At 74.8% G+C, this 12,595-nt stretch carries 14 protein-coding genes; 6 read left to right on the top strand and 8 right to left on the bottom strand.

Annotation, left to right across the window (positions count from 1 at the left end):
• Positions 1-46 precede the first annotated feature (46 nt).
• From modA to BM158_RS01800, 3 genes are read right to left on the bottom strand one after another with little or no spacing between them, the layout of a single operon-like run.
• Positions 47-847, bottom strand: coding sequence for a molybdate ABC transporter substrate-binding protein (gene modA, locus BM158_RS01810; protein ID WP_091554029.1), 801 nt, complete (start codon positions 845-847; stop codon positions 47-49).
• Complete coding sequence (locus BM158_RS01805; RefSeq protein ID WP_091554026.1) at positions 844-1,239, bottom strand: TOBE domain-containing protein; 396 nt, start codon at positions 1,237-1,239, stop codon at positions 844-846. Before BM158_RS01805 ends, modA begins: the two co-directional genes overlap by 4 nt.
• Positions 1,240-1,296: 57 nt before the next feature.
• A complete protein-coding gene (locus BM158_RS01800; protein ID WP_207506091.1) occupies positions 1,297-2,121 on the bottom strand; it encodes a PIG-L family deacetylase in 825 nt (274 codons plus the stop codon).
• A gap of 116 nt (positions 2,122-2,237) precedes the next feature.
• On the opposite strand from BM158_RS01800, the gene BM158_RS01795 reads away from it, so the two are divergent.
• From BM158_RS01795 to BM158_RS01785, 3 genes are all read left to right on the top strand, one after another.
• Positions 2,238-3,932, top strand: coding sequence for a RecQ family ATP-dependent DNA helicase (locus tag BM158_RS01795; protein ID WP_242657448.1), 1,695 nt, complete (start codon positions 2,238-2,240; stop codon positions 3,930-3,932).
• 70 nt (positions 3,933-4,002) lie between these two features.
• The gene (locus BM158_RS01790) at positions 4,003-4,461 is read left to right on the top strand and encodes a DUF4383 domain-containing protein (RefSeq protein ID WP_091554022.1); all 459 of its coding nucleotides are present in this window, start codon (positions 4,003-4,005) and stop codon (positions 4,459-4,461) included.
• Positions 4,462-4,507: 46 nt separating this feature from the next.
• Complete coding sequence (locus BM158_RS01785) at positions 4,508-5,719, top strand: acyl-CoA dehydrogenase family protein (RefSeq protein ID WP_091554019.1); 1,212 nt, start codon at positions 4,508-4,510, stop codon at positions 5,717-5,719.
• 4 nt (positions 5,720-5,723) lie between these two features.
• Here the strand turns inward: BM158_RS01785 and BM158_RS01780 are convergent, their stop codons facing one another.
• The 4 genes from BM158_RS01780 to BM158_RS01765 all read right to left on the bottom strand — a co-directional run bounded on the left by BM158_RS01780 (position 5,724) and on the right by BM158_RS01765 (position 8,564).
• The gene (locus tag BM158_RS01780) at positions 5,724-5,927 is read right to left on the bottom strand and encodes a hypothetical protein (RefSeq protein ID WP_091554017.1); all 204 of its coding nucleotides are present in this window, start codon (positions 5,925-5,927) and stop codon (positions 5,724-5,726) included.
• 80 nt (positions 5,928-6,007) lie between these two features.
• Positions 6,008-6,208: a hypothetical protein gene (locus tag BM158_RS01775; RefSeq protein ID WP_091554014.1), complete on the bottom strand. Its 201-nt coding sequence runs from the start codon at positions 6,206-6,208 to the stop codon at positions 6,008-6,010.
• A gap of 32 nt (positions 6,209-6,240) precedes the next feature.
• Positions 6,241-7,386, bottom strand: a complete 1,146-nt coding sequence (xylA, locus tag BM158_RS01770) for a xylose isomerase (protein WP_091554011.1) — start codon at positions 7,384-7,386, stop codon at positions 6,241-6,243.
• Complete coding sequence (locus BM158_RS01765) at positions 7,383-8,564, bottom strand: ROK family transcriptional regulator (protein ID WP_229827519.1); 1,182 nt, start codon at positions 8,562-8,564, stop codon at positions 7,383-7,385. Before BM158_RS01765 ends, xylA begins: the two co-directional genes overlap by 4 nt.
• Positions 8,565-8,635: 71 nt before the next feature.
• Here BM158_RS01765 and xylB point away from each other — a divergent pair, with 71 nt between their 5' ends.
• Positions 8,636-10,021 carry a xylulokinase gene (xylB, locus tag BM158_RS01760; protein WP_091554008.1) on the top strand — a complete coding sequence of 462 codons (1,386 nt, stop codon included), beginning with the start codon at positions 8,636-8,638 and terminating at the stop codon, positions 10,019-10,021.
• A 112-nt stretch (positions 10,022-10,133) separates the two neighbouring features.
• Here xylB and BM158_RS01755 read toward each other — a convergent pair whose 3' ends face one another.
• On the bottom strand, positions 10,134-11,687 hold the full coding sequence (locus tag BM158_RS01755) for an aldehyde dehydrogenase family protein (RefSeq protein ID WP_091554005.1): 1,554 nt from the start codon (positions 11,685-11,687) through the stop codon (positions 10,134-10,136).
• Positions 11,688-11,813: 126 nt separating this feature from the next.
• Between BM158_RS01755 and BM158_RS01750 the strand changes: the two genes are divergently transcribed.
• Positions 11,814-12,116, top strand: coding sequence for a PTS lactose transporter subunit IIB (locus BM158_RS01750; protein ID WP_091554002.1), 303 nt, complete (start codon positions 11,814-11,816; stop codon positions 12,114-12,116).
• 11 nt (positions 12,117-12,127) lie between these two features.
• Positions 12,128-12,595, top strand: coding sequence for an SRPBCC family protein (locus BM158_RS01745; RefSeq protein ID WP_207506081.1), 468 nt, complete (start codon positions 12,128-12,130; stop codon positions 12,593-12,595).

Here is a 12,595-nt window from a genome sequence, read left to right as displayed (position 1 = left end):
GGCAGCAGCAGGGGCAGGGGGACGCCGTTCCCCCGTCGGGTGCGGCTCAGGACGTGGGGCTCCGGAACCCGGCGTCGGTCAGCGCCCGCTGACCGGCCTCGGACTCCACCAGGTCGAGGAAGGCCCGCGCGGCCCCCGGGTTCTGCGACCCGGCGAGCGTGCAGATCGGGTACTCGTTGACCGCGTCCTCGGCCTCCGGGAACCCGATGCCCTCCACCTGGTCGCCGGCGGCCTGCACGTCGGAGGCGTAGACCAGCGCGGCGTCCACCTCGCCCAGCTCGACCTTGGTGAGCGCTGCGCGCACGTCCTCCTCCAGCGTGTCGGGCTGGGCGGTGATGCCGGCCGCCTCGAAGACCTGCTCGGCCGCGGCGCCGCACGGCACGTCGGGCGCGCAGACCGCCAGCGTCAGGTCGGCGTCCGCGAAGTCCGACAGCCCGGTGACGTCGGCCGGGTTGTCCGGCGGGACGGCGATCTCCAGGACGTTCTCGGTGAACACGGTCGGGTCGCCCTCGGCCAGCCCGGCGCCGGTGACGACGCCCATCTGGGTCTGGTTCGCGCTGGCGAACACGTCGGCCGGGGCGCCCTGGGTGATCTGGGTGGCCAGCGCGGAGCTGCCGGCGAAGTTGAACGTGATGTCCAGGTCGGGGTTCTCGGCCATCAGCTGGTCGCCGAGGCCGGTGAAGACGTCGGTGAGGCTGGCCGCGGCGAAGACGGTCAGGGTGCCGGTGAGCTCGCCCCCGCTGCCGGACGACGAGGACGTCCCCGCGGCGTCGGGGGACGCGGACCCCCCGCAGGCGGTGAGGGAGAGCAGACCGGCGACGGCCAGGGCCGGCAGGGCGCGCCTCACGGCACGTCCACGCTGACCTGGGTGGCCTTGACCGTGGCGACGGCGCGGACGCCGACCTCCAGGCCCAGCTCGTCGGCGGCCTCGCGGCTCATCAGCGAGACCATCCGGTAGGGCCCGCACTGGATCTCGACCTGCGCCATCACCGTGTCGCGGACGACCCGCGTGACGATGCCGGTGAGCCGGTTGCGGGCGCTGGAGCCACGCGTGGTACCCGGCGCCGGCGCCTCGTGCAGCTCGGTGGCCACCCGGGCGAGGTCGGTGCCGTCGACCTGGGCGGGGCCGGTGCCGCCGCGGTGGGCGGCGAGGCGGTCGCTGTCGATCCAGCGCCGGACGGTGTCGTCGCTGACGCCGAGCAGCTGGGCGGCCTCGGCGATCCGGTAGGTGGCGGTCACGAGCGGCACCCTAGACGCAGGTGCGGCCCCGTGGGGGCCCAGGCTCCGCGGATGCGGTCAGCGCAGCCCGTGGAACAGGTCGTCGGCGACCGGGCCGCCCGGCTCGCGGGGCGGTCGGGCCTGCACGAAGGCCTCGTGGCCCATCGCGGCGCGGAAGGTGTCCGGCGACAGCTTGAGGAAGAAGATGTTCTCCACCTGGCTGGCGTGGGCGGCGAGGGAGTCCCGCTTGGCCCGGGCGAACTCCTGGACGTCGACCTCGACGGCGACCTGGTCGTCCTCGGCCCCCATCTCGGGCATCTCCTGCCCCTCCTCGGCCTCCGGCATCTCCTCCCCCGCCTCGCGCAGCAGCTCGCCGAACCGGGCGAAGTCCGAGCGCCGGACGGTGGAGTAGTAGAGCCGGGCGTCCGAGCCCGCTGCGTCGAGGGCCGCGACGGTGACCCGGTGCGCCTGGATGTGGTCGGGGTGGCCGTAGAAGCCGTTCTCGTCGTAGGTGACGACGACGTCGGGCCGGTGCTGCCGGATCAGCTCCGCCAGCCGGGCGACCGGCTCCTCGAGCGGCGTCGTCCAGAAGGCGCCGGGGGCGTCGTTCTGCGGCCAGCCCATCATCCCGCTGTCGTGGTAGCCGAGCTGGTGGGCGTGGGTGACGCCGAGGATGCGGCAGCTCTCCGCGAGCTCGGCCGCGCGGGCGGCCACGACCTCCTCGGTGGAGTGCCCCTCCTCCCCCGGCTTCACCGTGCCGGCGTCGCCCAGCGCCCCGTCGGTGCAGGTCACGAGCACGGTGGTGACGCCCTCGGCGGCGTACTTGGCCAGGACGCCGCCGGTGGACGTGGCCTCGTCGTCGGGGTGGGCGTGCACGGCCATGAGGGTGAGCGGGCGGGACACGGAGCACAGTGTGCGCGACCGTCCTACGGAACTCGATCGGGCGCTGACCTGCGGCTCGTTTGAGGCCCCTCCGACGGGGGGCAGCAGCGGCTGGTGACCCCCTCCGGCACCGCCTCGTGACCAGCACCAGCACCGTTTCCCGCCGCCCCGTGGCGGGGGCCTCCGTGGCGGTGCGCACCCGCCGCATCCGGGAACGCACCCGCGAGCTGCTCGGCGACGCCGACGCGGTCTTCCGGCCCGGCCAGGAGGCCGCGCTGCAGGCGGTCTGCGCCGGGCAGGACACCCTGGCCGTGCTGCCCAGCGGCGCCGGCAAGTCGCTGGTCTACACCGTCGCCGGCGAGCTGCTGGAGGGCCCGGTGGTCGTGGTCTCCCCGCTCATCGCCCTGCAGCGGGACCAGGTGCAGCGCCTGCACGACCTCGGCCTGGCCGCCGCGCTGCTGAACTCCGCGGAGTCCGCGACCGACCAGCAGGCGGCCCTCGACGGCCTGCGTGACGGATCGGTCCGCTTCCTGTTCCTCGCCCCGGAGCAGCTGGCCCGCGCGGAGGTGGTCGCCGCGCTGGCGGTCACCGTCCCGGCGCTGTTCGTCGTCGACGAGGCGCACTGCGTCTCCGCCTGGGGCCACGACTTCCGCCCCGACTACCTGCGGCTGGGCGCCGTCGTCGAGCAGCTGGGCTCCCCCACCGTGCTGGCGCTGACCGCCACCGCCGCCCCCCCGGTGCGCAGCGAGGTCGTCGAGCGGCTGCGGATGACCGACCCCGCCGTCGTGGTCGCCGGGTTCGACCGGCCGGAGATCCGGCTGGAGGTCGAGCACCACGCCGACGCCGACCGCAAGACCGCCGCGCTGCTCGACCGGGCCGTCGCCGAGGCCGGGCACGGCACCGGCATCGTCTACAGCGCCACCCGCAAGGGCACCCTCACCCTCGCCGACGCCCTCGCCGAGCGCGGCCTGCGGGCCCGGGCCTACCACGCCGGGCTGCGCAAGGCCGAGCGCGAGGAGGTGCAGGAGGCCTTCATGGGCGGGGACCTGGACGTCGTCGTCGCCACCACCGCGTTCGGCATGGGCATCGACAAGCCCGACGTCCGGTTCGTGCTGCACGCCGAGCCCGCCGACTCGGTCGACAGCTGGTACCAGGAGATCGGCCGCGCCGGGCGGGACGGCGAGCCCGCCGTCGCCGTCCTGTTCTTCCGGCAGGAGGACCTCGGCCTGCGGAAGTTCTTCGCCGCCGGCGTCCCCGACCTCGAGGACCTGCAGCACGTGGCCGGGCTGGTCCGGGCCGGCGCCGAGGCCGGGGTGCGGGTCGACGTCGCCGCGCTGCGCGAGGAGACCGGGCGCGGCGCCAGCCCGCTCACCCGCGACCTGAACCTCCTCGACCAGGTGGGCGCGGTCCTGCTCGCCGACGACGGCACCGTCACCCCCGCCCCCGACGGCCCGGCACCGGGCGCGGCGGCCGCCGCGGCGCGGGAGCTGGCCGAGCACCGGCAGCGGGTCGACGAGAGCCGGGTGGAGATGGTGCGCGGGCTGGCCGACACCACCGGCTGCCGGCGCCAGTACCTGCTGGGCTACTTCGGCGAGGAGCTCGCCGAGCCGTGCGGCAACTGCGACACCTGCTCGGCGGGTACGTCCGAGCGGCAGGAGGCCCCCGACGGCGACCTGGTCGCCGACGCGGCGGTGGAGCACACCGAGTGGGGCGCGGGCCGGGTGATGCGCACCGAGGGCGACCGCGTCGTCGTCCTGTTCGACTCCGTGGGGTACCGGACGCTGTCCATCCCCGCGGTCGAGGAGCACGGGCTGCTGCGCCGGGTGGGTTGAGGTCCGGGCGGCGACGGGTAGGGGGGCCAGCACGTCCAGACAGGGGCGACCTGCTGCACGGAGGTCCCCCATGGACCCGATCGACCCGGCCGCCCACCAGACCCGCTGGACGTGGCCCCAACTCGTCGCCGGCGCGGTCGGCGCCGTCTACCTCCTCGTCGGCGTGGTCGGCTTCGTGCTGACCGGGTTCTCCGACTTCTTCGACCACACCGAGACGCTGCTGGGCTTCATGGTCACGCCCCTGCACAACACGGTGCACGTGGTCGTCGGACTCGCCGGTCTTGCCCTGGCCAGCACGCTGACGCGCGCCCGGGTGTTCGGCTGGCTGCTGGCCATCGGCTACGGGGCCACCTTCGTCTACGGCCTGTTCGCGGTCGGCCAGGACTGGGACCCGCTGGGCATCAACACCGCGGACAACTGGCTGCACGGCCTGTCCGCGCTGCTGGGGCTGGTGATCGCGTTCGGCCCGGTCCACCGGGACCGGACGCCGGTGAAGGAGGTCCGGGCCGGGCACCGTTCCGAGCCCTGACCCGGCCGGTCCGCGGCGCGGAGGTGACCCCGGTTACCGTCCGGGCATGGACTTCGCGCTGTCGGACCGGGCCGAGGACGTCACCGGCCGGATGTGGGACTTCATGCGGGAGCGGGTGTTCCCGGCCGAGGCGACCTACCACGCCTGGCGCCGCGAGCGCGGCCACGACGACCACGGCCTGCCGCCGGTCATCGAGGAGCTCAAGGCCGAGGCGCGCTCCCGCGGGCTGTGGAACCTGTTCCACCACGAGCTCGCCGGGCTGTCCAACCTCGAGTACGCCTCGGTCGCCGAGATCACCGGCTGGTCGCCGGTCATCGCACCCGAGGTGATCAACTGCGGGGCGCCGGACACCGGGAACATGGAGACCCTGATGCTGTTCGGCACGCCCGAGCAGAAGCAGCAGTGGCTCGAGCCGCTGCTGGCCGGGGAGATCCGGTCGGGGTTCGCGATGACCGAGCCCGACGTCGCGTCCTCCGACGCCCGCAACATCTCCACCTCGATCGTGCGCGACGGCGACGACTACGTCATCAACGGCCGCAAGTGGTGGATCACCGGCTCGGCCGACGAGCGCTGCGCGATCTTCATCGTGATGGGCAAGACCGACCCCGACGGCCCGCCGCACCGGCAGCAGTCGATGATCCTGGTCCCCCGCGACACCCCGGGCCTGGAGATCGTCCGCCACCTGCCCGTCTTCGGGTACCAGGACCAGCACGGGCACTCCGAGCTGCGGTTCACCGACGTCCGGGTGCCCGCGCGCAACATGCTGGCCGGCGAGGGCGACGGGTTCATGATCGCCCAGGCCCGGCTCGGCCCCGGCCGCATCCACCACTGCATGCGGGCGATCGGCATGGCCGAGCGGGCCCTGGCGCTGATGGTGAAGCGGACGCAGGAGCGGGTGGCGTTCGGCCGGCCACTGGCCGAGCAGGGCACCGTGCGCGAGCAGATCGCGCTGTCGCGCATCGAGATCGACCAGGCCCGGCTGCTGGTGCTCAAGACCGCCGACCTGATCGACAGGTACGGCGCCAAGGGCGCGCGCACCGAGATCGCCGCGATCAAGGTGGCCGCACCGAAGGTGTGCCTGGACGTCATCGACCGCGCCATCCAGGTGCACGGCGGCGCCGGGGTCAGCGACGACACCCCGCTGGCCGAGTTCTGGGCACACGCCCGCACGCTGCGCATCGTCGACGGCCCCGACGCCGTGCACATCCGCTCGGTCGCCAAGGAGGAACTGGCCCGCGAGCGGCCCTACGCGGGCTGAGCGCTCACATGGTCATGTTGCCGCCGATGGCCCCGGCGGCGATGTGGCCCTGCAGGGTCGCCTGGTCCAGGCCCACGGCGGTCAGGGCATCGGCGTCCCGCGCGGTGTCGATCGTGTCCGGCAGGTCGGCCGCGGCCAGAGCGTCGGCGGTGTCGTTGTCGCCCTGCCCGTGCAGCATCTGCACCAGGTCCTGCTTCGCCAGCTCCACGCCGAGCCTCCCGTCGCCGCGGGGGCCCGACGCCCCCGTCGGCGCAGGTGGTTCCCGTCACACCTCGGCGTAAACGCTGCTTACGGGGTCTGGGCGCGCTTGACCAGGAAGCCGCCCACCCCGGCCAGCAGCAGGGCGACCACGATCTGGGCGACCGCCACGGCGGTCTGGTCGCGGGTGAACCAGGTGGGGCTGGAGAACAGCAGCACCACCGCGATGCCGAGCAGGAGCAACCCCACCAGGCGTTCGCGGCGGGCGTTGCGGGTGCGGGGCTCGGCCATGCCTGCAGCCTAGGAGCCCCGCACCCGACCGGTCAGCGGACGCCGAGCAGGTGGTCCATGGCCAGCTGGTCCAGCCGCTCGAACGCGCAGCCCCGGGCCGCCAGCGCCTCGACGTCGAAGGACTCGGCGCGGACGTCGGCCAGGGTCTCCCCCGCGCCGATCGTCGGCTGGGACAGCTCGGCGACGCGGGAGGTGGCCAGCGCCTCCTGCACCTCGGGGTCGGCCCGGAACGCGGCGGCCTTCTCCTTGAGCACCAGGTAGTTGGCCATGCACGCCCGCGCGGACTCCCACACGCCTTCGACGTCCTCGGTGCGCGGGGGCTTGTAGTCGAAGTGCAGGTAGCCGTCGTAGCCCATGGTCTCCAGGGTGTCGACGGTCCAGAACGCCCCGCGCAGGTTGCCGGCGCCGAAGCGCAGGTCCTGGTCGTAGCGGGGACCGTGCTGGCCGTTGAGGTCGACGTGGAAGAGCTTGCCGTGCCACAGCGCCTGGGCGATGCCCGCGGCGAAGTTCAGCCCGGCCATCTCCTCGTGCCCGACCTCGGGGTTCAGGCCGACCATCTCGGAGTGCTCCAGCTCGCTGATCAGCGCCAGGGCGTGGCCGATCGTGGGCAACAGGATGTCCCCGCGGGGCTCGTTCGGCTTGGGCTCGATGGCGAACCGCAGGTCGTAGCCCTGCTCCTTCACGTAGGCGCAGAGGGTGTCCATGCCCTCCTTGTAGCGCTCCAGCGCCGCGCCGATGTCCTTGGCGGCACCGGACTCCGCGCCCTCCCGGCCACCCCAGAACACGTAGGTGGTGGCGCCCAGCTCGGCGGCCAGGTCGATGTTGCGGGCGGCCTTGGCCAGGGCGTACCGGCGGACGTCGCGGTCGTTGGCGGTGAACGCGCCGTCCTTGAACACCGCGGCGCCGAACAGGTTGGTGGTGGCCATCTCCACACCCATGCCGGTCTCGGTCAGGGCGTCCCTGAACCGGGCCAGGGTGGCGTCGCGGGTGGCGTCGTCGGGCACCAGGTCGTCGTCGTGGAAGGTGACGGCGGCGGCGCCGAGCTCGGCCAGCTTGTGCACGGCCTCGACCGGGTCCATCGGCTCGCGGACGGCGCCGCCGAAGACGTCGACGCCCTGCCAGCCGACGGTCCACAGACCGAAGGAGAAGCGGTCGGCTGGGGTGGGGGTGCGGGTCATGCGGAGGCCTCCAGCGGCACTGTGGTCGGATCGGTGAACACCGGTTGCAGCGCGACGTGCGCGCCGCCCCGGACGGCTGCGGTGAAGCCGAGGGTGGACAGGGCCACCCGGTCGGCGGCGTCGACCCGCTGGGCCAGGGCGGTCCGCAGCGGGTCGAGCAGGAACTCGCCGACCACGGCGAAGTACCCGCCCAGGACGACGACGGCGGGGTCGAAGAGCGCGACCAGGACGGCGGCGCCGACGCCGAGCCCGGTGCCGATGCCGGTCAGCGCCTCCAGCGTGCGGGCGTCGCCGTCGCGGGCGCGGGCGAGCAGGTCGGCCAGCCGGTCCTCGAGATCGCGGCCGGGGTCGCGCAGCGGGTCGTCGGGGTCGGCGGCGGCGCGCAGCAGCGCGCCCAGGCCGACGACGGTCTCCCAGCAACCGCGCCGGCCGCAGCCGCAGGGCGCGTCGCCGGGGGTGAGCGCGAGGTGGCCGACCTCGCCGCCGAGGCCGGTGCTGCCGCGCAGCAGCTGCCCGCCGGTGACCACTCCCCCGCCGACGCCGACCTCACCGGTCAGGTAGACCAGGTCGGGCACGCCGGCGTGCGGGCCGGCCGAGACCTCGGCAAGCGCCGACAGGTCGGCGTCGTTGCCCACGGTGACCGGCAGGCCGAGGTCGGCGAGGCCGGCCGCGACGTCCGTCCCGACCCAGCCGGGCAGGTTGGGGGCGGTGCGGACGACGGAGCCCTGCACCCCGCCCGGCACGGCGACGGTGATCCCGACGGCGCCCGCGGCCCCGCCCGCGCGGGCCTCGGCCACCATCGCCGACGCCCGGGCCAGCACCTCGACCGGGCGTAGACCCGGGACGTCGAGGGCCAGCCGGGACTCCCACCGCACCGCGCCGCCCAGGTCGAGGGCGAGGACGGCCAGGTAGTCGACGTTGACCTCGACGCCGATGCCGCAGACCCCGCGGCCGTCGAGCTCCACCAGGGTGCCCGGCCGGCCGACCGAGCCCGGGCGGTGCACGGCGCCCTCGGCCACCAGCCCGCGCTCGACCAGCTCGGCGACCAGGCTGGACACGGTGGCCTTGGTCAGCCCGGTGTCGGCGGCCAGCCGGGCGCGGCTGCGCGGGCCGCCGTCGCGCAGGCAGGCCAGGGCCGCGGCGAGGTTCGCACTGCGCACCTGTCCCTGCGACTGCACCGGCCACTCCCATTCGTTCGGTCCCTGCACTATTGTCTGCGCCACATCACCGCGTCAACAGGAGGTCCCTCGTGCCGCTCGTCGCCGGCGTGGACAGCTCGACCCAGTCCTGCAAGGTCGTCGTCCGCGACGCCGAGAGCGGCGACCTGGTGCGCGAGGGCCGGGCGCGGCACCCCGAGGGCACCGAGGTGCACCCCGACGCCTGGGAGGCCGCGCTCACCGAGGCGGTGGCCGCCGCCGGCGGTCTCGACGACGTCGCCGCCCTGTCGGTGGGCGGCCAGCAGCACGGCATGGTCTGCCTGGACGACGCCGGTGAGGTGGTCCGCCCGGCGCTGCTGTGGAACGACACCCGCTCCGCCGACGCCGCCGCCGACCTGGTGGCCGAGCTGGGCGGCGGGCAGGCCTGGGCCGACGCGGTGGGCGTCGTCCCCGTCGCCTCCTTCACCGGCGCCAAGCTGCGCTGGCTGGCCGACGCCGAGCCCGGCAACGCCGACCGCACCGCCGCGGTGTGCCTGCCGCACGACTGGCTGACCTGGCGGTTGTCCGGCGCGCAGGGCCTGGACACCCTGGTGACGGACCGGTCCGACGCCAGCGGCACCGCCTACTGGTCCGCGCGCACCGGGGAGTACCGCCGGGACCTGCTGGAGCTGGCGCTGCGCGGCCGCTCCCCCGCCGTCCCGCGGGTCGCCGGCCCGGCCAAGGCGGTGGGCCGGCACCGCGACGTCGTCCTCGGCCCGGGCGCCGGGGACAACGCGGCCGCCGCCCTCGGGCTGGGCGCCGGCCCGGGCGACGTCGTCGTCTCGATCGGCACGTCGGGCGTGGTGACGGCGGTGTCCGACGTCCCGGCCGCCGACCCCACCGGCACCGTGGCCGGGTTCGCCGACGCCACCGGCCGGCACCTGCCGCTGGTCTGCACGCTGAACGCCGCGCGGGTGCTGGACGCCGCCGCAGCCATGCTCCGGGTGTCCCTGGACGAGCTGGCCGAGCTCGCGCTCAGCGCACCCGCCGGCGCCGACGGCCTGGTGCTGGTGCCCTACCTGGAGGGCGAGCGGACGCCGGACCTGCCGCGCGCCACCGGCTCGGTGCACGGGCTGACGCTGCGCACCTCCACCCCGGCGCACTGGGCGCGCGCCGCCGTCGAGGGCCTGCTGTGCGGGCTGGCCGACGGCATCGACGCGCTGGTGGCGCAGGGCGCGTCGGTGGAGCGGGTGCTGCTGGTCGGCGGGGGAGCGCGGTCGGCGGCGGTGCAGCAGATCGCCCCCGCGGTGCTCGGCCGGCCGGTCGTCGTCCCCGCGCCCGGCGAGGCGGTGGCCGACGGCGCGGCCCGGCAGGCCGCCTGGGTGCTCACCGGCGCGCTGTCGGGCTGGGCCGGGTCGGCCACCCGGACGCTGGAGGCCGACCCGACGCCGACGGTGCGCGAGCGCTACGCCGAGGTCCGGCCCCGCACCGACCGCTGACCCCCGCTGCGCTCAGCGTTGATCAGGGGAGTTGATCGACGTCCGTCCCCCTTCACCAGATCTGGTGCGGGAGGACGGACGTCGATCAACCTCCCTGATCGACGCTGGACCCTCAGATCGAGGCGGGGTAGCGGGAGTGCTCCGGGAAGTTGCCGTAGAGCAGCTCGCCCTCCGGGCCCTGGGTGACCGCCTGCACCAGCAGCTCGCCGCCCACGAAGCAGCCCAGCCAGGAGGCGCCCCGGCCGCCGAAGGGCTCGGCACGGTCGCCGCGGGAGCGGGGCTTGTTGATGCCGACCTTGAACGCCTGCACCTCGCGGGCCAGCCGGTGCGCCTTGTCCTCGTCGTCGCAGGCCAGCGAGGCCACGAGCGCCCCGTTGGAGGCGTTCATCTGGGCCAGCAGCTCGGCCTCGCTGTCCACCACGACGATCGTGTCGACCGGGCCGAAGGGCTCGGAGTGCATGAGCGCCGAGGCGCCGCCGGGGGAGAGCAGCGCGGCGGGGGCGACGTAGGCCGAGGTGTCCTGGCCGGCGATGAACCGGCCGTCGGCCAGCGACCCGCGCCAGAGCGGGACGGCGCCGCGGTGCAGGCTGTCCGCGACCCGGTCGCGTAGCTCGGCTGCCTTGCCCGCGCTGATCACCGGCCCGAAGTCCAGCACCGGCAGCTCGTCGTCGTCGTGCTCCACGGCCAGCGGGTGACCGAAGCGCAGCGACTGCACGACCGGCAGGTAGGTGGCCAGGAACTGGTCCACCAGCTCGCGCTGCACGACGTAGCGCGGGTAGGCGGTGCAGCGCTGCTTGCCGTACTCGAAGCCCTTCTTGAGGTGCGCGGCGAGGCCGTCCCAGTCGGAGAACTCCCAGATGCCCCAGGCGTTGAGGCCCTCCTGCTCGAGCATGTGCCGCTTGCCGGTGTCCAGCAGGCCGGCGGCGACCTTGCCGCCGTTGGAGCGCCCGCCGACGAAGGCCAGCGCACCGACCTCGGGGGAGCGGACCAGCACGCTGGACAGCTCCGCGCCACCGCCCGACAGCAGGGTGACCGGCAGGCCCTCCCGGGCCATCAGCGCGTGCGCCAGGGTCAGGCAGGCCGCCCCGCCCTGGGACGGGGTCTTGGCGACGACGGCGTTGCCGGCCAGCAGCTGCACCAGCTCGGCGTGCACCAGCACCGACATCGGGTAGTTCCAGCTGGCGATGTTGGACACCGGCCCGTCCAGCGGGGTGCGGTCGCCGAGCATGCCGTCGATCTCCTCGACGTACCAGCGCACGCCGTCCAGGGCGCGGTCGACGTCGGCGCAGGCCAGCTTCCACGGCTTGCCGATCTCCCAGGCCAGCAGCAGCGCGAGGTCGTCGCGGGCGTCGGCCATCGCGTCGACCGCGGCGCTCACCCGGGCCTTCCGCTCGGCGACGGGGGTGGTCGCCCACTCCCGGTGGGCGGCCGCCGCGGCCAGCACCGCGTGCTGCGCCTCGCCGGCGGACACCTTGGGCAGCCCGATGAGCTTCGAGCCGTCCACGGGGGAGACCAGGGTCTCGGGGTCGCCGATCGGGCGCCAGGACCCGTCGACCAGGTTGTGCAGGCGGTCGGCGCCGAAGGCCTCCGGCGCGCGCTCCGCGGACCGGCCGAGGACGGCGGCCCACTCCGTCCCGGGCTTCACGTGCAGTGACGTCGCTGTCATGTCGGCACCCTGCCAGAACCTCACCCGCAGGGTGGGTGACCGCGATCACGGTTGAGAACAGCGTCACACCTGCCGACGACAGGGGAGAATGAGAGCTCACCCACCAGCGAGAGGCCCTGTTCCACCATGCCCACCATCGAGGGAACCGCCGTCCGCAAGCTCGTCATCGCCTGCGATGCCGGCATGGCCAGCAGCGTGCTGATGAGCGTCCAGCTGCGCAAGCACCTCGGGGGCGTCGTGGTCGAGCACAGCCCGCTGGACGCCCTGCCCGAGGACGCCGACGTCGTCCTCACCCACGGCAAGCTGGCCGACCGGGTGCGCGCCGCCGCCGGCGACCGCCCGGTGATCGCCTACACCGCCGTGGTCGGCGACCCCGCCGTCCGCGACCTGGTGGCCGCCATCCGCGCGGGCGAGCCCATCTCCGGCTGAGCATGGCCCAGGTGACCGCGGAGGTCGTCGTCCCGGTCCCCCCGGACGTCGCCTTCGCCGTCTCCCAGACCACCGGTGCCACCCGCTACCGGTGGGACCCCTTCGTGCACGAGCAGCACTTCCTCGACGGCGCCCCCGCGCCCGGCAAGGGTGTGCGCACCGCGACCACCTCCCGGCACCGGCTGCGGATGGTCAGCGAGTACGTCAGCTGGGCGCCCGGCTCGCACGTGGGCATGCGGATGACCGCGGGGCCCTGGTTCTTCGAGGTCTTCGCCGGCAGCTGGCGGTTCACCCCGGCCGGCGACGGCGGCACCCGGGCGGTGTGGCGCTACGTCTTCCGCTGCCGTCCGCGCTGGGCGGCCCCGCTGGTGGAGCGGGTCGGCGAGGTCGTGCTCGGCCGGGACATCCGCCGCCGCATCGCCGGGTTCGCGGCCGGCTGCGCCGACCCCGTCGTGCTGGCCGCAGTGCAGCGGCCCTGA

Origin of the sequence: Klenkia taihuensis (genome assembly GCF_900112525.1) — a bacterium.
Taxonomy (GTDB): Bacteria; Actinomycetota; Actinomycetes; order Mycobacteriales; family Geodermatophilaceae; genus Klenkia; species Klenkia taihuensis.
The sequence above is the reverse complement of the archived record's forward strand: the minus strand, read 5'-3'. Positions and strand labels throughout refer to the sequence as shown.

Excerpts from the sequence above, each read along its gene's own strand:
- BM158_RS01755 (WP_091554005.1), bottom strand. The coding sequence starts at position 11,687 with ATGACAGCGACGTCACTGCACGTGAAGCCCGGGACGGAGTGGGCCGCC.
- BM158_RS01775 (WP_091554014.1), bottom strand. The coding sequence starts at position 6,208 with ATGGCCGAGCCCCGCACCCGCAACGCCCGCCGCGAACGCCTGGTGGGG.
- BM158_RS01750 (WP_091554002.1), top strand. The coding sequence starts at position 11,814 with ATGCCCACCATCGAGGGAACCGCCGTCCGCAAGCTCGTCATCGCCTGC.
- BM158_RS01790 (WP_091554022.1), top strand. The coding sequence starts at position 4,003 with ATGGACCCGATCGACCCGGCCGCCCACCAGACCCGCTGGACGTGGCCC.
- xylA (WP_091554011.1), bottom strand. The coding sequence starts at position 7,386 with ATGACCCGCACCCCCACCCCAGCCGACCGCTTCTCCTTCGGTCTGTGG.
- BM158_RS01785 (WP_091554019.1), top strand. The coding sequence starts at position 4,508 with ATGGACTTCGCGCTGTCGGACCGGGCCGAGGACGTCACCGGCCGGATG.